12 protein-coding genes and 1 riboswitch are annotated in these 14,693 nt (G+C 59.6%); of the genes, 5 read left to right on the top strand and 7 right to left on the bottom strand.

The window, feature by feature from the left end; genetic code table 11:
• Positions 1–81 precede the first annotated feature (81 nt).
• Both ACWIKB_RS00950 and ACWIKB_RS00945 read right to left on the bottom strand, forming a co-directional pair.
• Positions 82–801 (bottom strand): 16S rRNA (uracil(1498)-N(3))-methyltransferase, encoded by a 720-nt coding sequence (locus ACWIKB_RS00950; RefSeq protein WP_475264954.1) that lies wholly within the window; start codon positions 799–801, stop codon positions 82–84.
• Between the two features lie 152 nt (positions 802–953).
• The gene (locus ACWIKB_RS00945) at positions 954–2,360 is read right to left on the bottom strand and encodes an adenosylmethionine--8-amino-7-oxononanoate transaminase (protein ID WP_149659701.1); all 1,407 of its coding nucleotides are present in this window, start codon (positions 2,358–2,360) and stop codon (positions 954–956) included.
• 221 nt (positions 2,361–2,581) lie between these two features.
• On the opposite strand from ACWIKB_RS00945, the gene ACWIKB_RS00940 reads away from it, so the two are divergent.
• The 3 genes from ACWIKB_RS00940 to ACWIKB_RS00930 all read left to right on the top strand — a co-directional run bounded on the left by ACWIKB_RS00940 (position 2,582) and on the right by ACWIKB_RS00930 (position 5,791).
• Positions 2,582–4,345 (top strand): flavin monoamine oxidase family protein, encoded by a 1,764-nt coding sequence (locus ACWIKB_RS00940; RefSeq protein ID WP_475264953.1) that lies wholly within the window; start codon positions 2,582–2,584, stop codon positions 4,343–4,345.
• Positions 4,346–4,613: 268 nt separating this feature from the next.
• On the top strand, positions 4,614–5,165 hold the full coding sequence (locus ACWIKB_RS00935) for a cytochrome b (RefSeq protein ID WP_475264952.1): 552 nt from the start codon (positions 4,614–4,616) through the stop codon (positions 5,163–5,165).
• A gap of 32 nt (positions 5,166–5,197) precedes the next feature.
• Complete coding sequence (locus tag ACWIKB_RS00930) at positions 5,198–5,791, top strand: YceI family protein (RefSeq protein WP_407010199.1); 594 nt, start codon at positions 5,198–5,200, stop codon at positions 5,789–5,791.
• A gap of 257 nt (positions 5,792–6,048) precedes the next feature.
• Here the strand turns inward: ACWIKB_RS00930 and ACWIKB_RS00925 are convergent, their stop codons facing one another.
• The 4 genes from ACWIKB_RS00925 to ahcY all read right to left on the bottom strand — a co-directional run bounded on the left by ACWIKB_RS00925 (position 6,049) and on the right by ahcY (position 11,618).
• A complete protein-coding gene (locus tag ACWIKB_RS00925; protein ID WP_475264951.1) occupies positions 6,049–7,935 on the bottom strand; it encodes a DEAD/DEAH box helicase in 1,887 nt (628 codons plus the stop codon).
• 223 nt (positions 7,936–8,158) lie between these two features.
• The gene (locus ACWIKB_RS00920; RefSeq protein WP_475264950.1) at positions 8,159–8,974 is read right to left on the bottom strand and encodes a substrate-binding periplasmic protein; all 816 of its coding nucleotides are present in this window, start codon (positions 8,972–8,974) and stop codon (positions 8,159–8,161) included.
• A 207-nt stretch (positions 8,975–9,181) separates the two neighbouring features.
• The gene (metF, locus tag ACWIKB_RS00915; RefSeq protein WP_475264949.1) at positions 9,182–10,027 is read right to left on the bottom strand and encodes a methylenetetrahydrofolate reductase [NAD(P)H]; all 846 of its coding nucleotides are present in this window, start codon (positions 10,025–10,027) and stop codon (positions 9,182–9,184) included.
• Positions 10,028–10,208: 181 nt separating this feature from the next.
• Positions 10,209–11,618, bottom strand: a complete 1,410-nt coding sequence (ahcY, locus tag ACWIKB_RS00910) for an adenosylhomocysteinase (RefSeq protein WP_401327723.1) — start codon at positions 11,616–11,618, stop codon at positions 10,209–10,211.
• Between the two features lie 23 nt (positions 11,619–11,641).
• Positions 11,642–11,744: riboswitch (S-adenosyl-L-homocysteine riboswitch) on the bottom strand.
• Between the two features lie 198 nt (positions 11,745–11,942).
• On the opposite strand from ahcY, the gene ACWIKB_RS00905 reads away from it, so the two are divergent.
• The gene (locus tag ACWIKB_RS00905) at positions 11,943–12,347 is read left to right on the top strand and encodes an acyl-CoA thioesterase (protein WP_403022924.1); all 405 of its coding nucleotides are present in this window, start codon (positions 11,943–11,945) and stop codon (positions 12,345–12,347) included.
• Positions 12,348–12,524: 177 nt separating this feature from the next.
• Positions 12,525–13,406, top strand: coding sequence for a formate/nitrite transporter family protein (locus ACWIKB_RS00900; protein ID WP_475264948.1), 882 nt, complete (start codon positions 12,525–12,527; stop codon positions 13,404–13,406).
• Here ACWIKB_RS00900 and ACWIKB_RS00895 read toward each other — a convergent pair whose 3' ends face one another.
• The gene (locus tag ACWIKB_RS00895) at positions 13,407–14,672 is read right to left on the bottom strand and encodes a cation:proton antiporter (RefSeq protein ID WP_475264947.1); all 1,266 of its coding nucleotides are present in this window, start codon (positions 14,670–14,672) and stop codon (positions 13,407–13,409) included.
• Positions 14,673–14,693: the final 21 nt, after the last annotated feature.

Raw genomic sequence — 14,693 nt, 5'->3', positions numbered from 1 at the left:
ATCCAGGCAATGCGATGTGTGGTTGGAAAGATTAGGGCCGCTTCGCGACCCAACGGGGGCAAGCCCCCTCGCCACAGGGCCCTAGAAATCACCCCAAAGCTGCTGGGCAACCGCCAACGCGACAACCGGCGCAGTCTCGGTGCGCAACACTCGAGGCCCAAGCCGAGCGGCATGGAAACCGGCCCCTTTGGCCTGATCTACTTCAGCATCCGACAACCCACCCTCCGGGCCAATCAGGAACGCCAAGGTCGCAGGCTTAGCATGACTCACCAACGGCTCCGCCACCGGATGCAGCACCAACTTCAATTCAGCCTCGGTCTGCTTCAACCAGTCCGCCAGCAGCAGCGGCGGATGAATCACCGGCACCCGCGAACGCCCGCATTGCTCACACGCGCTGATCGCTACCTGACGCCAGTGCATCAGGCGTTTGTCGGCGCGTTCGTCCTTGAGGCGGACTTCGCAGCGGTCGGTGAAAATCGGGGTGATTTCGCTGACGCCCAATTCGGTGGCTTTCTGGATCGCCCAGTCCATCCGCTCGCCACGAGACAAGCCTTGGCCGAGATGGATCAACAGCGGTGACTCGACTTGGCCGATGAAGCTTTCATCGATCTGCACCACCACACGTTTCTTGCCGACTTCTACCAACGAACCACGAAACTCGTGGCCCGAACCGTCGAACAGTTGCACCGCATCACCCTCGGCCATGCGCAGCACGCGGCTGATGTAATGGGCCTGGGCCTCGGGCAACTCGTGCTCGCCGGTGCTCAGGGGGGCGTCGATAAAGAAGCGGGACAGTCTCATCTTGGGTCTCTGGAAAGGGTGTGAATCATCTGGATTTGTGTCGACTTCATTCGCGAGCAAGCCCGCTCCCACAGGGGGAATGCATTCCAAATGTGGGAGCGGGCTTGCTCGCGAAGGCGGCCCAGTCACCACAGCAGTTCAAGCAGGTTCAATCAGCCCGGATCGCGGAAGCCCGGGTGAAAATCTTCCGGCACCGACACGCTGACGCTATTGCGGGTCGCAATATCGATCCCTTCACTGGCCACTTCCGCCAAAAAGTCGATCTGCTCCGGGGTAATCACGTACGGCGGCAGGAAATACACCACGCTGCCCAACGGACGAAGTAAAGCACCGCGTTCCAGTGCGTGCTTGAACACTTTCAAGCCACGGCGCTCTTGCCACGGATAAGCTTCCTTGGTCGCTTTGTCCTTGACCATCTCGATGGCCAGCACCATGCCGGTCTGTCGCACTTCTGCGACGTTCGGGTGATCCACCAGGTGCGCGGTGGAAGTGGCCATGCGTTGGGCCAGGGCCTTGTTGTTCTCGATGACGTTGTCTTCTTCGAAAATATCTAAAGTCGCCAGGGCCGCCGCGCACGCCAGAGGATTGCCGGTGTAGCTGTGGGAATGCAGGAAGGCGCGCAGGGTCGGGTAGTCGTCGTAGAAGGCGCTGTAGACGTCATCGGTGGTCAGCACCGCCGCCAGCGGCAGGTAGCCGCCGGTCAGGGCCTTGGACAAGCACAGGAAGTCCGGGCGGATGCCGGCCTGTTCACAGGCGAACATCGTTCCGGTGCGACCGAAGCCGACGGCGATTTCGTCGTGGATCAGGTGCACGCCGTAGCGGTCGCAGGCTTCGCGCAGCAACTTCAGGTACACCGGGTGATACATGCGCATGCCGCCGGCGCCCTGGATCAACGGTTCCAGAATTACGGCAGCGACAGTGTCGTGGTTCTCGGCCAGGGTCTGTTCCATGGCGACGAACATGTTGCGCGAGTGTTCTTCCCAGCTCATGCCTTCGGGGCGCAGGTAGCAATCCGGGCTCGGCACCTTGATGGTGTCCATCAGCAGGGCTTTGTAGGTTTCGGTGAACAGCGGCACGTCGCCCACCGCCATCGCCGCCATGGTTTCGCCGTGGTAGCCATTGGTCAGGGTGACGAAGCGTTTCTTGTTCGGCTGGCCGCGGTTGAGCCAGTAGTGAAAACTCATTTTCAGCGCGACTTCAATGCACGACGAGCCGTTATCGGCGTAGAAGCACCGGGTCAGGCCTTCCGGGGTCATCTTCACCAGGCGTTCGGACAACTCGATCACCGGTTGATGGCTGAAACCGGCGAGGATCACGTGTTCCAGTTGATCGACCTGGTCCTTGATGCGTTGGTTGATCCGCGGGTTGGCGTGGCCAAACACGTTGACCCACCAGGAGCTGACGGCGTCCAGGTAGCGCTTGCCCTCAAAGTCTTCCAGCCAGATGCCTTCACCGCGCTTGATCGGGATCAGCGGCAGCTGTTCGTGGTCTTTCATCTGGGTGCAGGGGTGCCATAACACGGCCAGGTCCCGTTGCATCCACTGATTATTCAGGCCCATTTACAGTCTCCTCGAGGCGGTCCGCGGCAGGCGCGGGCAAACAATCGCGCAAGCCTATGCAATGCATCGCGCCGGGACAACCCATTGTGTCGATTGAGCTACTTTGTAAGGGGTGATAGACGTCGCTGGCGGCGTTTTGATGGCTGACGTATTCTTCGCGGTTCTTTGAGCCCTCTGGCTCGCAAAACCGCTTTTTCTCGTGTATTTCCGGAGTTCGCTGAATGTCTGCTGGTTGGCTGCGCGCCTGTGCGCTGGTGATGTTGGGGCTGTTCAGCGTTTCGGCGCTGGCCAAGGATAAAACCGCGATCGTGATCGGCGGCGGGCTTTCGGGCCTCACCGCGGCCTACGAGCTGCAAAACAAGGGCTGGCAGGTGACCCTGCTGGAAGCCAAGCCAAGCCTGGGTGGTCGCTCCGGCATGGCCACCAGCGAGTGGATCGGTAACGACAAGGCTCAGCCAGTGCTGAACAAGTACGTGTCGACCTTCAAGCTCGGCACCACGCCGGCGCCTGAGTTCGTGCGCACGCCTGGCTACTTGATCGATGGCGAATACTTTACCGCCGCCGACCTGGCAACCAAGCAACCAGCCACTGCCGAAGCGCTCAAGCGCTACGAAAAGACCCTGGATGACCTGGCGCGCTCGATTGCCGACCCGCAGAATCCGGCCGCCAACAGCACGCTGTTCGCCCTGGACCAGATCAACGTGGCCAACTGGCTCGATCGTCTGAACCTGCCGGCCACTGCCCGTCAGTTGGTGAATCAGCAGATTCGTACCCGTTATGACGAACCTTCGCGCCTGTCTCTGCTGTATTTCGCACAACAGAGCCGGGTGTACCAAGGCGTTTCCGACCGTGACCAGCGCGCTTCGCGCCTGATCGGTGGCAGCCCGGTGCTGGCCCAGGCCTTCGTCAAGCAACTGAAAACCATCAAGACCAACTCCCCGGTGTCGGCCATCACTCAGGACAAGGACGGCGTGACCGTCAAGGTCGGCAGCGTTGGCTATCAGGCGGATTACGTCGTTGTAGCCGTACCATTGCGCGCACTGAGCAAGATCATCATGACCCCGTCGCTGGATGCTCAGCACATGGGCGCGATCAAAGGCACCAACTACGGCTGGCGCGACCAGATCATGCTGAAGTTCAAGACGCCAGTGTGGGAAAGCAAGGCGCGGATGTCCGGCGAGATCTACAGCAACGCCGGTCTGGGCATGCTGTGGGTTGAACCTGCGCTGAAGGGTGGCGCTAACGTGGTGATCAACCTGTCCGGCGATAACGCCCGGGTGATGCAGGCTTTCGGCGACAAGCAGATGGTCGACCAGGTGCTGATTCGTCTGCACGCGTTTTATCCACAAGCTCGCGGTTCGTTCACCGGTTATGAAATCCGTCGCTACAGCACCGACCCGTCGATGGGTGGCGCTTACCTGGCCTTCGGTCCGGGCCAGATCAGCAAGTACTGGCGCCTGTGGGAGCGTCCGCTGCAACGTGTAGCGTTTGCTGGCGAACACACCGACACCTTGTACCCGGGCACCCTGGAAGGCGCATTGCGCACTGGTCAGCGTGCGGCCAGTCAGGTTGAAGACCTGGCGGCAGGCAAGTCGTTTGAACCAGTGAAGGTTGTTCCTGCAGCGACCGCAGCCGCGGCCGGCGCAGTGGCGGCGAAGAAAGGTAACTTCTTCACCAACCTGTTCGGTGGCTCGTCGGATGACGACAAGAAGCCAGAACCGGTCAAGGCGCCAGAACCAGTAGCTGCGCCAGAACCGGCGCCTGCTCCAGTGCCAACCCCGGCCCCAGCGCCGGTGGAAGCACCGAAGCCTGCGGCACCGGTGAAAGCCGAGCCTGCGAAAAAAGCGACCAAGCCTGCGGCTAAAAAGCCAGCGGCCAAAACCGACGCCAAAAAGGCACCGGCCAAGAAAGCTGCACCGGCGAAGAAACCAGCGGCCAAGCCTGCTGCAACGACACCGGCAGCGACTGATACCAAAGCGCAGTAAGGCTTTGAGTTGATAAAAAAGCGCGGCAGTGATGCCGCGCTTTTTTTATGCCTGAAGAAAACCGGTCTCCGGCATCGAATAAACTCGGTGACGCAGGTGTTCCTTAGTTGGACTTGGTGTTTTTTCACACATTGGCGTCTTTAATCTTTCCTTAACTAATCCCTAAGAGACTCTTGATCGTATTTCTCGATATTTCAAAGCGAAATTTTCCGCTTTAAATCGATAGATAACTCGATAGTCTTGGGCCAGCACTTACAGGGACTCGGCAATGCAACTACGAAACTCTACTTCTCGCTACGGCTGGGTCAGCATCTTCATGCACTGGGCCGTAGCGCTGACGGTGTTCGGTATGTTTGCCCTGGGTTTGTGGATGGTCGACCTCGGCTATTACGACCCTTGGCGTAAGGCAGGGCCGGATATCCACAAGAGCATCGGCCTGATCCTGCTGGGGGTAATGCTGTTTCGCGTGGTGTGGCGCTTGATTAGCCCACCGCCACCGACCCTGAGCAGTTACAGCCGCATGACGCGCCTGGGCGCCAAGTTCGGGCACGCCTTCCTGTATCTCTGTCTGTTTGCTGTGATGATTGCCGGTTACCTGATTTCCACCGCAGAGGGTGTCGGGATTCCGGTGTTTGACTGGTTTGAAGTGCCTGCACTGGTTTCCGGACTACCGGACCAGGCAGATACCGCGGGTGCTATTCATCTGTACCTGGCGTGGGCGCTGGTAATTTTTTCCGGTCTCCATGCGTTGGCAGCATTGAAGCACCACTTTATTGACCGTGATGTGACCCTCAAGCGAATGCTCGGTCGCAAAGCCTGAAATTCAACCTCGACTCCAAAAGGAAATAAAGCATGTTGAAAAAGACTCTCGCCGCTCTGGCAATCGGTTCGGCCCTGCTGTCCGCTAACGTAATGGCTGCTGACTACACCGTCGACAAGACTGGCCAGCACGCTTTCGTTGACTTCAAGATCAGCCACTTGGGCTACAGCTACATCACCGGTACCTTCAAGGATATCGACGGCAAGTTCAGCTTCGACGCTGCCAAGCCAGAAGACAGCAAGATCGAGTTCAACGTGAACACCGCCAGCGTTTTCACTAACAACGCTGAGCGCGACAAGCACATCTCCAGCAAAGACTTCCTGGAAGTGGATAAATTCGCCAAGGCGACATTCGTCTCCACCAGCGTTAAAACCACCGGCAAAAACGCCGATGGCAAAGTTACTGCTGATGTAGCCGGCGATCTGACTATCCACGGCGTGACCAAGCCAATCGTGGTCAAAGCCACGTTCCTGGGTGAAGGCAAGGATCCATGGGGCGGCTACCGTGCCGGCTTCGAAGGCACCACCAGCATCAAGCGTTCTGATTTCGGCAAGATGATGGACCTGGGTCCACAGTCTGATGCTGTTGATCTGTACATCACGTTTGAAGGTGTGAAAGCGAAATAACATTCGCCGCTTCAACAAAAACGCCCCCGATCTCGCGATCGGGGGCGTTTTTTATTGCCTGCCAAAATCCGCATGAGCGCGACATTTCCCCTGTGGGAGCGGGCTTGCTCGCGAAGGCATCGTATCAGTCACCATCTCAGTTAAATGACAGACCGCTTTCGCGAGCAAGCCCGCTCCCACAGGGGATGGGGGTTGTCTCTGGAAACAAAAATGCCCCGAATCTCGCGATCCGGGGCATTTTTTATTGCGGCGTTAAATCAACGATTGCGGGTCAGCAACGCTGGTTTCTCGCCGCGCGGGCGGCCTGGCAGTTGATCCAGTTGCTCAGGAGTCGGGAACCGATCGGTTTTCGACTCTTTATGGATGATCTTCGGTGCCGGGCCACGCGGGTTTTGCACGGCTGGTTCCGAACGAGGCTGGTCGTCACGGGCCGGGCGGCGGTTGCGGGACTCTTCGCGGCGGGCCTGACCGTCACGTGGAGCGCCGTTGCGTGGGCCGCTGCGCTTGGCTGGTGGCGTGCCGGTGGTGGCGCCGTCGCTGCTGCGCGGACCGCTTTGGCGACCCTGAGGCTTGCCGCCGGTGCGCGGAGTGCCAGCGCCAGCGCCTGCTGCCGCGCCTTGTGCCGGAGCACCCGGACGACGACCACGGCCCTGAGCCGGTTTGGCTTGAGGCACGTAGTCAACGCGGTTACCGAAGTTATCCACGTCGTCATCCAGGAACTCGTCCGGAGCACGGTCAGCAGCGGCAGCGCGTGGCGCCGGACGCTGTTGCTCGCGAGCCGGGGTACCTTCGCGTGGCTTGTGTTCACGGGCCGGGCGATCGCCGCGACCAGTGGCAGCAGGTGCTTTTTCCTTGCCGCCCTTGTCCTTGCCTTTGTCTTTACGGCCGCCGCCACCGCCAGTGCCGTTCGGACCGTCACCGCGCGGGCCACGTGGGTTGCGCGGGTTACGCACATCCGGACGCTCGCGGACTTCTGGCTTCTCGGCTTCTACAGCGCTGGAGTCGAAGCCCATCAGGTTGCCGTCGGCAATCTTCTGCTTGGTCATGCGCTCGATGCTTTTCAGCAGTTTTTCTTCGTCCGGGGCAACCAGCGAGATCGCCTCGCCCGAACGACCGGCACGGCCAGTACGGCCGATACGGTGCACGTAGTCTTCGTCGACGTTTGGCAGTTCGAAGTTGACCACGTGTGGCAATTGGTCGATGTCGAGGCCGCGAGCGGCGATGTCGGTGGCAACCAGGATGCGCACTTCACCGGCCTTGAAGTCGGCCAGGGCTTTGGTGCGAGCGTTCTGGCTCTTGTTACCGTGGATGGCGACGGCGCTCAGGCCGTGTTTGTCCAGGTACTCGGCCAGGCGGTTGGCGCCGTGCTTGGTGCGGGTGAAGACCAGAACCTGTTCCCAGGCGCCGGCGGTGATCAGGTGTGCCAGCAGCGAACGCTTGTGGCTGGCGGCCAGACGGAACACGCGTTGTTCGATACGCTCGACCGTGGTGTTCGGCGGCGTGACTTCGATGCGTTCCGGGTTGTGCAGCAGCTTGCCGGCGAGGTCGGTAATGTCTTTGGAGAACGTCGCCGAGAACAGCAAGTTCTGACGTTTGCTCGGCAAACGAGCCAAGACCTTTTTCACGTCATGGACAAAGCCCATGTCGAGCATGCGGTCGGCTTCGTCCAGCACGAGGATTTCCACGTGGGACAAATCGACGCTGCCTTGGCCGGCGAGGTCGAGCAGGCGGCCCGGGCAGGCCACCAGCACGTCAACACCGCGGGACATGGCCTGAACCTGAGGGTTCATGCCGACACCGCCGAAGATGCAGGCGCTGACGAACTTCAGGTCACGGGCATAGACCTTGAAGCTCTCGTGTACTTGAGCCGCGAGTTCGCGGGTAGGGGTCAGAACCAGTACGCGCGGTTGGCGCGGGCCGTGACGCTGGGATTTGTCCGGGTGACCGTTGGGGAACAACCGCTCCAGAATCGGAAGGGCGAAGCCGCCGGTTTTACCAGTACCTGTCTGTGCCGCGACCATCAGGTCGCGACCTTGCAACACGGCGGGAATGGCCCGCTGTTGCACCGGAGTAGGCTCGGTATAGCCCGCTGCCTCGATGGCGCGGACTAAAGCCTCGGAGAGACCGAGGGAAGCAAAGGACATGAGTAATCCTGTTTTAGTTAGGGCTTGGCCCAATGGGAGTCTTGCCTGGCGCGAATGGCGTTTAAGAGGAACGCAATCCCGTCCGGTCCTGCTGGGTTTCGAAGGCTCGTCTGGAGCGCTCGCGCGGGCTGAAAAGCTGCGCTGTAGCGGGGTCGAGATGCCTTGAACGATTCCGAGCGTCCGGGCGTGAGCCTGGCGGGAAGGCCGGAGTATAACAGAGCAATCACTGCGCGCCGCTTTCCTGCTGCTCAACGGTTTTTCCGCTGGTGGCGGAAGCACTTGTCGCCTGCACGACCGCGGCCGGACTGGCGCCATAGCGAGCGCTAAGCTCAGCATACGCGGGCTCGCGTTTGAAACGCTTGAGCTCGGCACCAAAACGCTGCACCAGCAAATCCATGCCAGCGTTGCGCCGAACCGCCAGATACTGGCTCTGGTGGCTGATAATCGTGGGGTTTTCGGTGATCTGATCGCGGATTTTCAATTCGTCGAGCAAATGCTGGCCGACCCGGCGATCAGTGATCAGTAGGTCGATCCGTCCGCGCAGCAGTTTGCCGAAGTTGGCTTCGTGGGTCGGCGCGGGTTCGCGGGTAAACAGTGTCGAGCCACTGAAGTCCTCGCTGTACAGATAACCCGGCGAGGTGCCGATGGTCAGGCCTTTCAGATCATTGAGCGTGCTGAACGGATGGGGCCGTTCGTTGGCGTAGAACATCACGAACTCGACTTCGGAGAGCGGTTCGCTGGGGTAGAGCAGGGTGGCGTCGCGTTCGTCGCTGTGGAAAATATCCAGCGCGCCGTCGGCCTGGCCGGTGTCGAGCATCGACAGGCAGCGCTTCCACGGCAGGAATTGCCATTCCACTTCGATCCCCAGGCGTTTGAAGACGATGGCGGTGGTTTCGTAGTCCAGGCCCAGGGATTTGCCGTTTTCCTCGTACACATAAGGCGCCCACGGTTCCGTGACAATGCGCAATTTCTCGCCCCGAGCGGCAAAGCTCAGGCAAGTGAAAAGAAGCACGGTCAGTAACTGCGTGATCAAAGGCATGGCTTGAGATTACGACGAGAAACCGTAAAGAGCCAGAAACTGGCCGCAGAAGCTCTATCTCAGTATGTTGCTGCACAATAAAAGGGCGTTGAAAGCAAAAGATCGCAGCCTTCGGCAGCTCCTACAGGGATTACACGTACCCAATGTAGGAGCTGCCGAAGGCTGCGATCTTTTGATCCTGCCTTTGTTTCGTTTTTTGCTTGTTTCTTACCGCGGCAACTTCAGGTTATTCCACACCGCCAGGCTCGGTTCAGCCTGGTTCAACGTGTAGAAGTGCAGCCCCGGAGCGCCACCTTGCAGCAGGCGTTCGCACATCTCGGTGATGACTTGCTCACCAAAGCCTTGAATGCTTTGGGTGTCGTCGCCGTAGGCTTCCAGTTGCTTGCGGATCCAGCGCGGGATTTCCGCACCGCAGGCATCGGAGAAGCGCGCGAGTTTGCTGTAGTTGGTGATCGGCATGATCCCCGGCACGATCGGGATGTTCACGCCCATCGCCCGTACACGCTCGACGAAGTAGAAGTAGCTGTCGGCGTTGAAGAAGTACTGGGTGATCGCACTGTCGGCGCCAGCGTTGGCCTTGCGCACGAAGTTGTTCAAATCGTCTTCGAAATTGCGTGCTTGCGGATGCATTTCCGGGTAAGCGGCAACTTCGATGTGGAAATGATCGCCGGTCTCTTCACGAATGAATTGAACCAGGTCGTTGGCGTGGCGCAGTTCACCGCTGGCCATGCCCATGCCCGAAGGCAGGTCACCGCGCAGGGCAACGATGCGGGTAATGCCGGCTGCCTTGTATTGCGTCAGCAGGCCACGCAGGTCGTCCTTGCTGTCGCCAACGCAGGACAAATGCGGTGCGGCAGGGACTTTGACTTCGCTTTCGAGCTGCAACACGGTGTTGATGGTGCGATCACGGGTCGAACCGCCAGCGCCATAGGTGCAGGAAAAGAAGTCGGGGTTGTAGGTTGCCAGCTGACGGGCAGTGGCCAGTAGCTTTTCATGCCCAGCATCGGTCTTGGTCGGGAAGAACTCGAAGCTGTAGCGACGGTCTTGGGACATGGTCATATCCTTGGAAACGCTTAAGCCTTGCAGGCGCTGCGCTTACTGTAGGAGCGAAGCTTGCTCGCGAATTCTGGCGCCGCGGTGTTTCAGGAACACCGTGGTGAAGCGTTCGCGAGCAAGCTTCGCTCCTACAGAGCGATGAGTCCGCCCCACAATGCAGGGCGGACATCAGGACCGATCAGTAGCGGTAAGCGTGCGGCTTGAACGGGCCTTCGACGGTCACGCCGATGTAGTCGGCCTGGGTCTTGGTCAGTTGAGTCACGACGCCGCCGAAACCGCGGACCATTTCCAGGGCCACTTCTTCGTCGAGTTTCTTCGGCAGTACTTCAACGGTCAGGCGCTCGGCTTTCTGGGCTGGCGACAGGTCGGCGTACTTTTGACCGAACAGGAAGATTTGCGCCAGAACCTGGTTGGCAAACGAACCGTCCATGATGCGGCTTGGGTGACCGGTAGCGTTACCCAGGTTAACCAGACGGCCTTCGGCCAGCAGGATCAGGTAGTCGTCGTTCTGGGCATCGAATGCGCCAGGGCCGGTACGGTGGATTTTGTGAACCTGTGGCTTCACTTCTTCCCATGCCCAGTTCTTGCGCATGAAAGCGGTGTCGATTTCGTTGTCGAAGTGGCCGATGTTGCAGACAACAGCGCGCTTCTTCAGGGCTTTGAGCATGTTCGAGTCGCAAACATTGACGTTGCCGGTGGTGGTCACGATCAGGTCGATCTTGCCCAGCAGTGCTTTGTCGATGCTTTCTTCGGTGCCGGTGTTGATACCGTCGATGAACGGCGAAACCAGTTCGAAACCGTCCATGCAGGCTTGCATGGCGCAGATCGGGTCGACTTCGGAAACTTTAACGATCATGCCTTCCTGACGCAGGGACTGGGCCGAGCCCTTGCCCACGTCACCGTAACCGATGACCAGCGCTTGCTTGCCGGACAACAGGTGGTCGGTACCGCGCTTGATCGCATCGTTCAGGCTGTGACGGCAGCCGTACTTGTTGTCGTTCTTGCTCTTGGTCACCGAGTCGTTGACGTTGATGGCAGGGATTTTCAGCTCGCCCTTGGCCAGCATGTCCAGCAGGCGGTGAACGCCGGTGGTGGTTTCTTCGGTGACGCCGTGGACGCGGTCCAGGATCGCCGGGTATTTCTTGTGCAGCAGCTCGGTCAGGTCGCCGCCGTCGTCGAGGATCATGTTGGCATCCCAAGGCGCGCCATCTTTCAGGATGGTTTGCTCAAGGCACCACTCGTACTCTTCTTCGGTTTCGCCTTTCCAGGCATACACCGCGATGCCGGCAGCGGCGATAGCAGCAGCGGCCTGGTCTTGAGTCGAGAAAATGTTGCAAGACGACCAGCGAACTTCGGCACCCAGGGCAACCAGGGTTTCGATCAGCACGGCAGTCTGAATGGTCATGTGGATGCAGCCGAGGATCTTGGCGCCTTTGAGCGGCTGCTCACCGGCGTACTTGCGGCGCAGACCCATCAGGGCTGGCATTTCGGATTCGGCGATGATGGTTTCGCGACGACCCCAGGCAGCCAGGGACATGTCGGCAACTTTGTAATCGGTAAAATCTGCAGGCGTGATAACAGCGCTCATGATGAGCCTCCATTCGTAATGTATGCGAATGGGCGCCGTTGTGCGTTTAGTGTCCGGTCGATGATGACCAGGCAACGCCCCATCCGAGCCTGACAGGTCGAACCTGCTGCAGCGCCCCTCGGACAGGTGGCGGGAAAACGGTATCAATGCAACGTTACCGTTTTGAAACGGAGGCGATTATAGCGGGCTATGCTGATCTTCCAAAGCCTTTCTGTTGATCAATCTCTGAACGGTAATCGAGACCATAGTCGATGCTTAATAGAGCTCTAGGTCGGGCTCTGCCATGATGGCGCCCATCATTCGGCAAGACGCTCAGGAGTGAACATGAATTTCCACACCCGCAAATGGGTAAAACCCGAAGACCTCAACCCCAACGGCACGCTGTTCGGCGGCAGCCTGTTGCGCTGGATCGACGAAGAAGCGGCGATCTACGCCATCGTCCAGCTGGGCAACCAGCGCGTGGTCACCAAGTACATTTCCGAAATCAACTTTGTCAGCGCCTCGCGCCAGGGCGACATTATCGAACTGGGCATTACCGCCACCGAGTTCGGCCGCACCTCGATCACCCTGACCTGCGAAGTGCGCAACAAGATCACGCGCAAAAGCATCCTGACGGTGGAAAGGATGGTCTTCGTCAACCTCGGTGAAGACGGCTTGCCGGCTCCGCACGGGCGGACCGAGATCCTGTACGTCAAAGACCAGTTCAAGGATGAAGTCGTCGGCGATTGAGATCGGCGGTGCTCCCTTCGCGAGCAAGCCCGCTCCCACAGAGGAACGCATTTCCCTTGTGGGAGCGGGCGTGCTCGCGAAGGCGGCCGGTAGGTCACCGTTGATTTAACGGGCCAGTGAACAGCTCCGAACCCAGCGTGTCGTACCTACATGACACGCCACCGGTTCCGGAGCTCCATGGACACTCAAAAAGACGGCAAGACCCCGAACCTCTCGGCTGAAGAACAGCACGACGTCGACAAGAACCAGCCGCCCCGTGCGGCGGTGTTGCATGAAATCATCCGCACCCAGGGCGATCAGGAACTGGAGCGCAGCGTAGCGGCGTTGTGGTGGTCGGCGCTGGCCGCCGGCCTGACCATGGGCCTGTCGCTGATGGCCATGGGGCTGCTCAACTCGCGTCTGCCGGACGGTGAAGGCTTCAAGGTCATCGCCAGTTTCGGTTACTGCGCGGGTTTCCTCGCGGTCATTCTGGCGCGCCAGCAGCTGTTCACCGAAAACACCCTGACGGCGGTGCTGCCGGTCATGACCAAACCCACACTGAGCAATTTTGGTCGGTTGATCCGCCTGTGGAGTGTGGTGTTATTTGGCAACCTGTGCGGCACGTTGCTGGTGGCCTATGTGATGCTGCACCTGCCGATTTTCGACTCCAAGACCGACCTGGCCTTCCTCGAGATCGGTCGCAAAATCATGGAAAACAGCGCCAGCCAGATGTTCGCCAAAGGCATCATCTCCGGCTGGATGATCGCCACCATGGTCTGGATGATTCCGTCCATGGAGAGCGCCAAGATGTGGATCATCATCCTCATCACCTATCTGATGGCGCTGGGGGATTTCACTCACATCGTGGTTGGTTCGGCCGAGGTCTCGTACCTGGTGTTTGCCGGCGAGTTGCCGTGGAAGGATTTCTGGCTGGTGTTCGCCGGGCCGACCCTGGCCGGGAACATCATCGGCGGCAGCTGCATCTTCGCGCTGATCAGTCATGCGCAGATCCGCAGCGAAAGCGGGCCGCCGAAGCAGGGCGCGGATCAGCAGCCCGATCCGCGCAAGCTCAAGAAGTAATCAGTGATGCCCGGCCTGTGCCGTTGGCGCAGGCTCATCCTTGGTGACGTGCTTGACCAGTTTGCCGATGCTCAAACCCTGCAACAGGATCGACGACAGCACCACGATGTAGGTGATGCTCAAGATCAGATCGCGCTCGGGGCCCAGCGGCAACGCCAGGGCCAGCGCCACCGAAACCCCGCCACGCAAACCACCCCAGGTCAGAATGCGGATCGTCCCGCGCGGAACGGTGCGCCAGCGCCGAAGCAGCAGAATGGCCGGGGCCACCGTCAGCAGGCGCGACAGCAGAATGGCCGCCGCCAGTAAACTCGCGGCCAGCACGTGTAGCCAATTGAACGGCAGCAGCAACAGTTCCATGCCGATCAGTGCGAACAGCAAGGCGTTGAGCATGTCATCGAGCAGCTCCCAAAAACCGTCCAGGTACTTTCGGGTCATGTCGTTCATCGCCAGGTTGCGACCCAGGTTGCCGATGATCAGGCCGGCGACCACCATCGCGATCGGTGCGGAAACGTGTAGCTCCGAGGCCATGGCCGAACCGCCGATCACCAGCGCCAGGGTCAGCATCACTTCGATCTGATGCTGCTCGATGCTCTTGATCATCAGGTACACCAGGTACCCGATCAGCCCGCCAAACAGCACGCCGCCAATGGCCTCGTGGACGAACAGCATGGCCGTAGCGCCGACCGTTGGGGTTTCGCCCAGTTGCGCGATGCCCAGCAGCACGGTGAACACCACCACGGCCGTGCCGTCATTGAACAGCGATTCACCGACAATCGTGGTTTTCAGTGGCTTGGACGCGTTGGCGGTCCGCAGCACACCGAGTACCGCAATCGGATCGGTGGGGGAAATCAGCGTACCGAACAGCAGGCAATAGAGGAAGCTCACGTGCCAGCCGAACAGGGCAAAAATGTAATAGGCGAGGCTGCCGATTACTGCTGTGGCGATCAACACACCGAACGTCGCCAACAGACCGATGGGCCAGCGGTAACTGCGCAAGTCGTTCAGGTTGACGTGCAGAGCGCCGGCGAACAGCAGGAAGGACAGCATCCAGTTCATCAGCAGATCACCGAAATCGATCTGGCCGATCAGTTGCTGTACACGTTCTTCGAGACCGGGATAACCGATGAAGCTCAGGCCTTGCAACAGCAGGGAAAACATCAGCGCGGTGACCATGACGCCGATAGTCGGCGGCAGGCCGATGAAGCGGAAGTTCACGTAGGTGAGGAGGGAGGTGAGGCAGATAAACGCAGCGACAAGTTCAAGCATCCGGGGTCCTTTGGATGGGAG

The organism is Pseudomonas sp. 5Vm1k (assembly GCF_056161485.1).
Note: the sequence above shows the minus strand (reverse complement) of the source record. Positions and strands in the feature narration are given on the sequence as shown.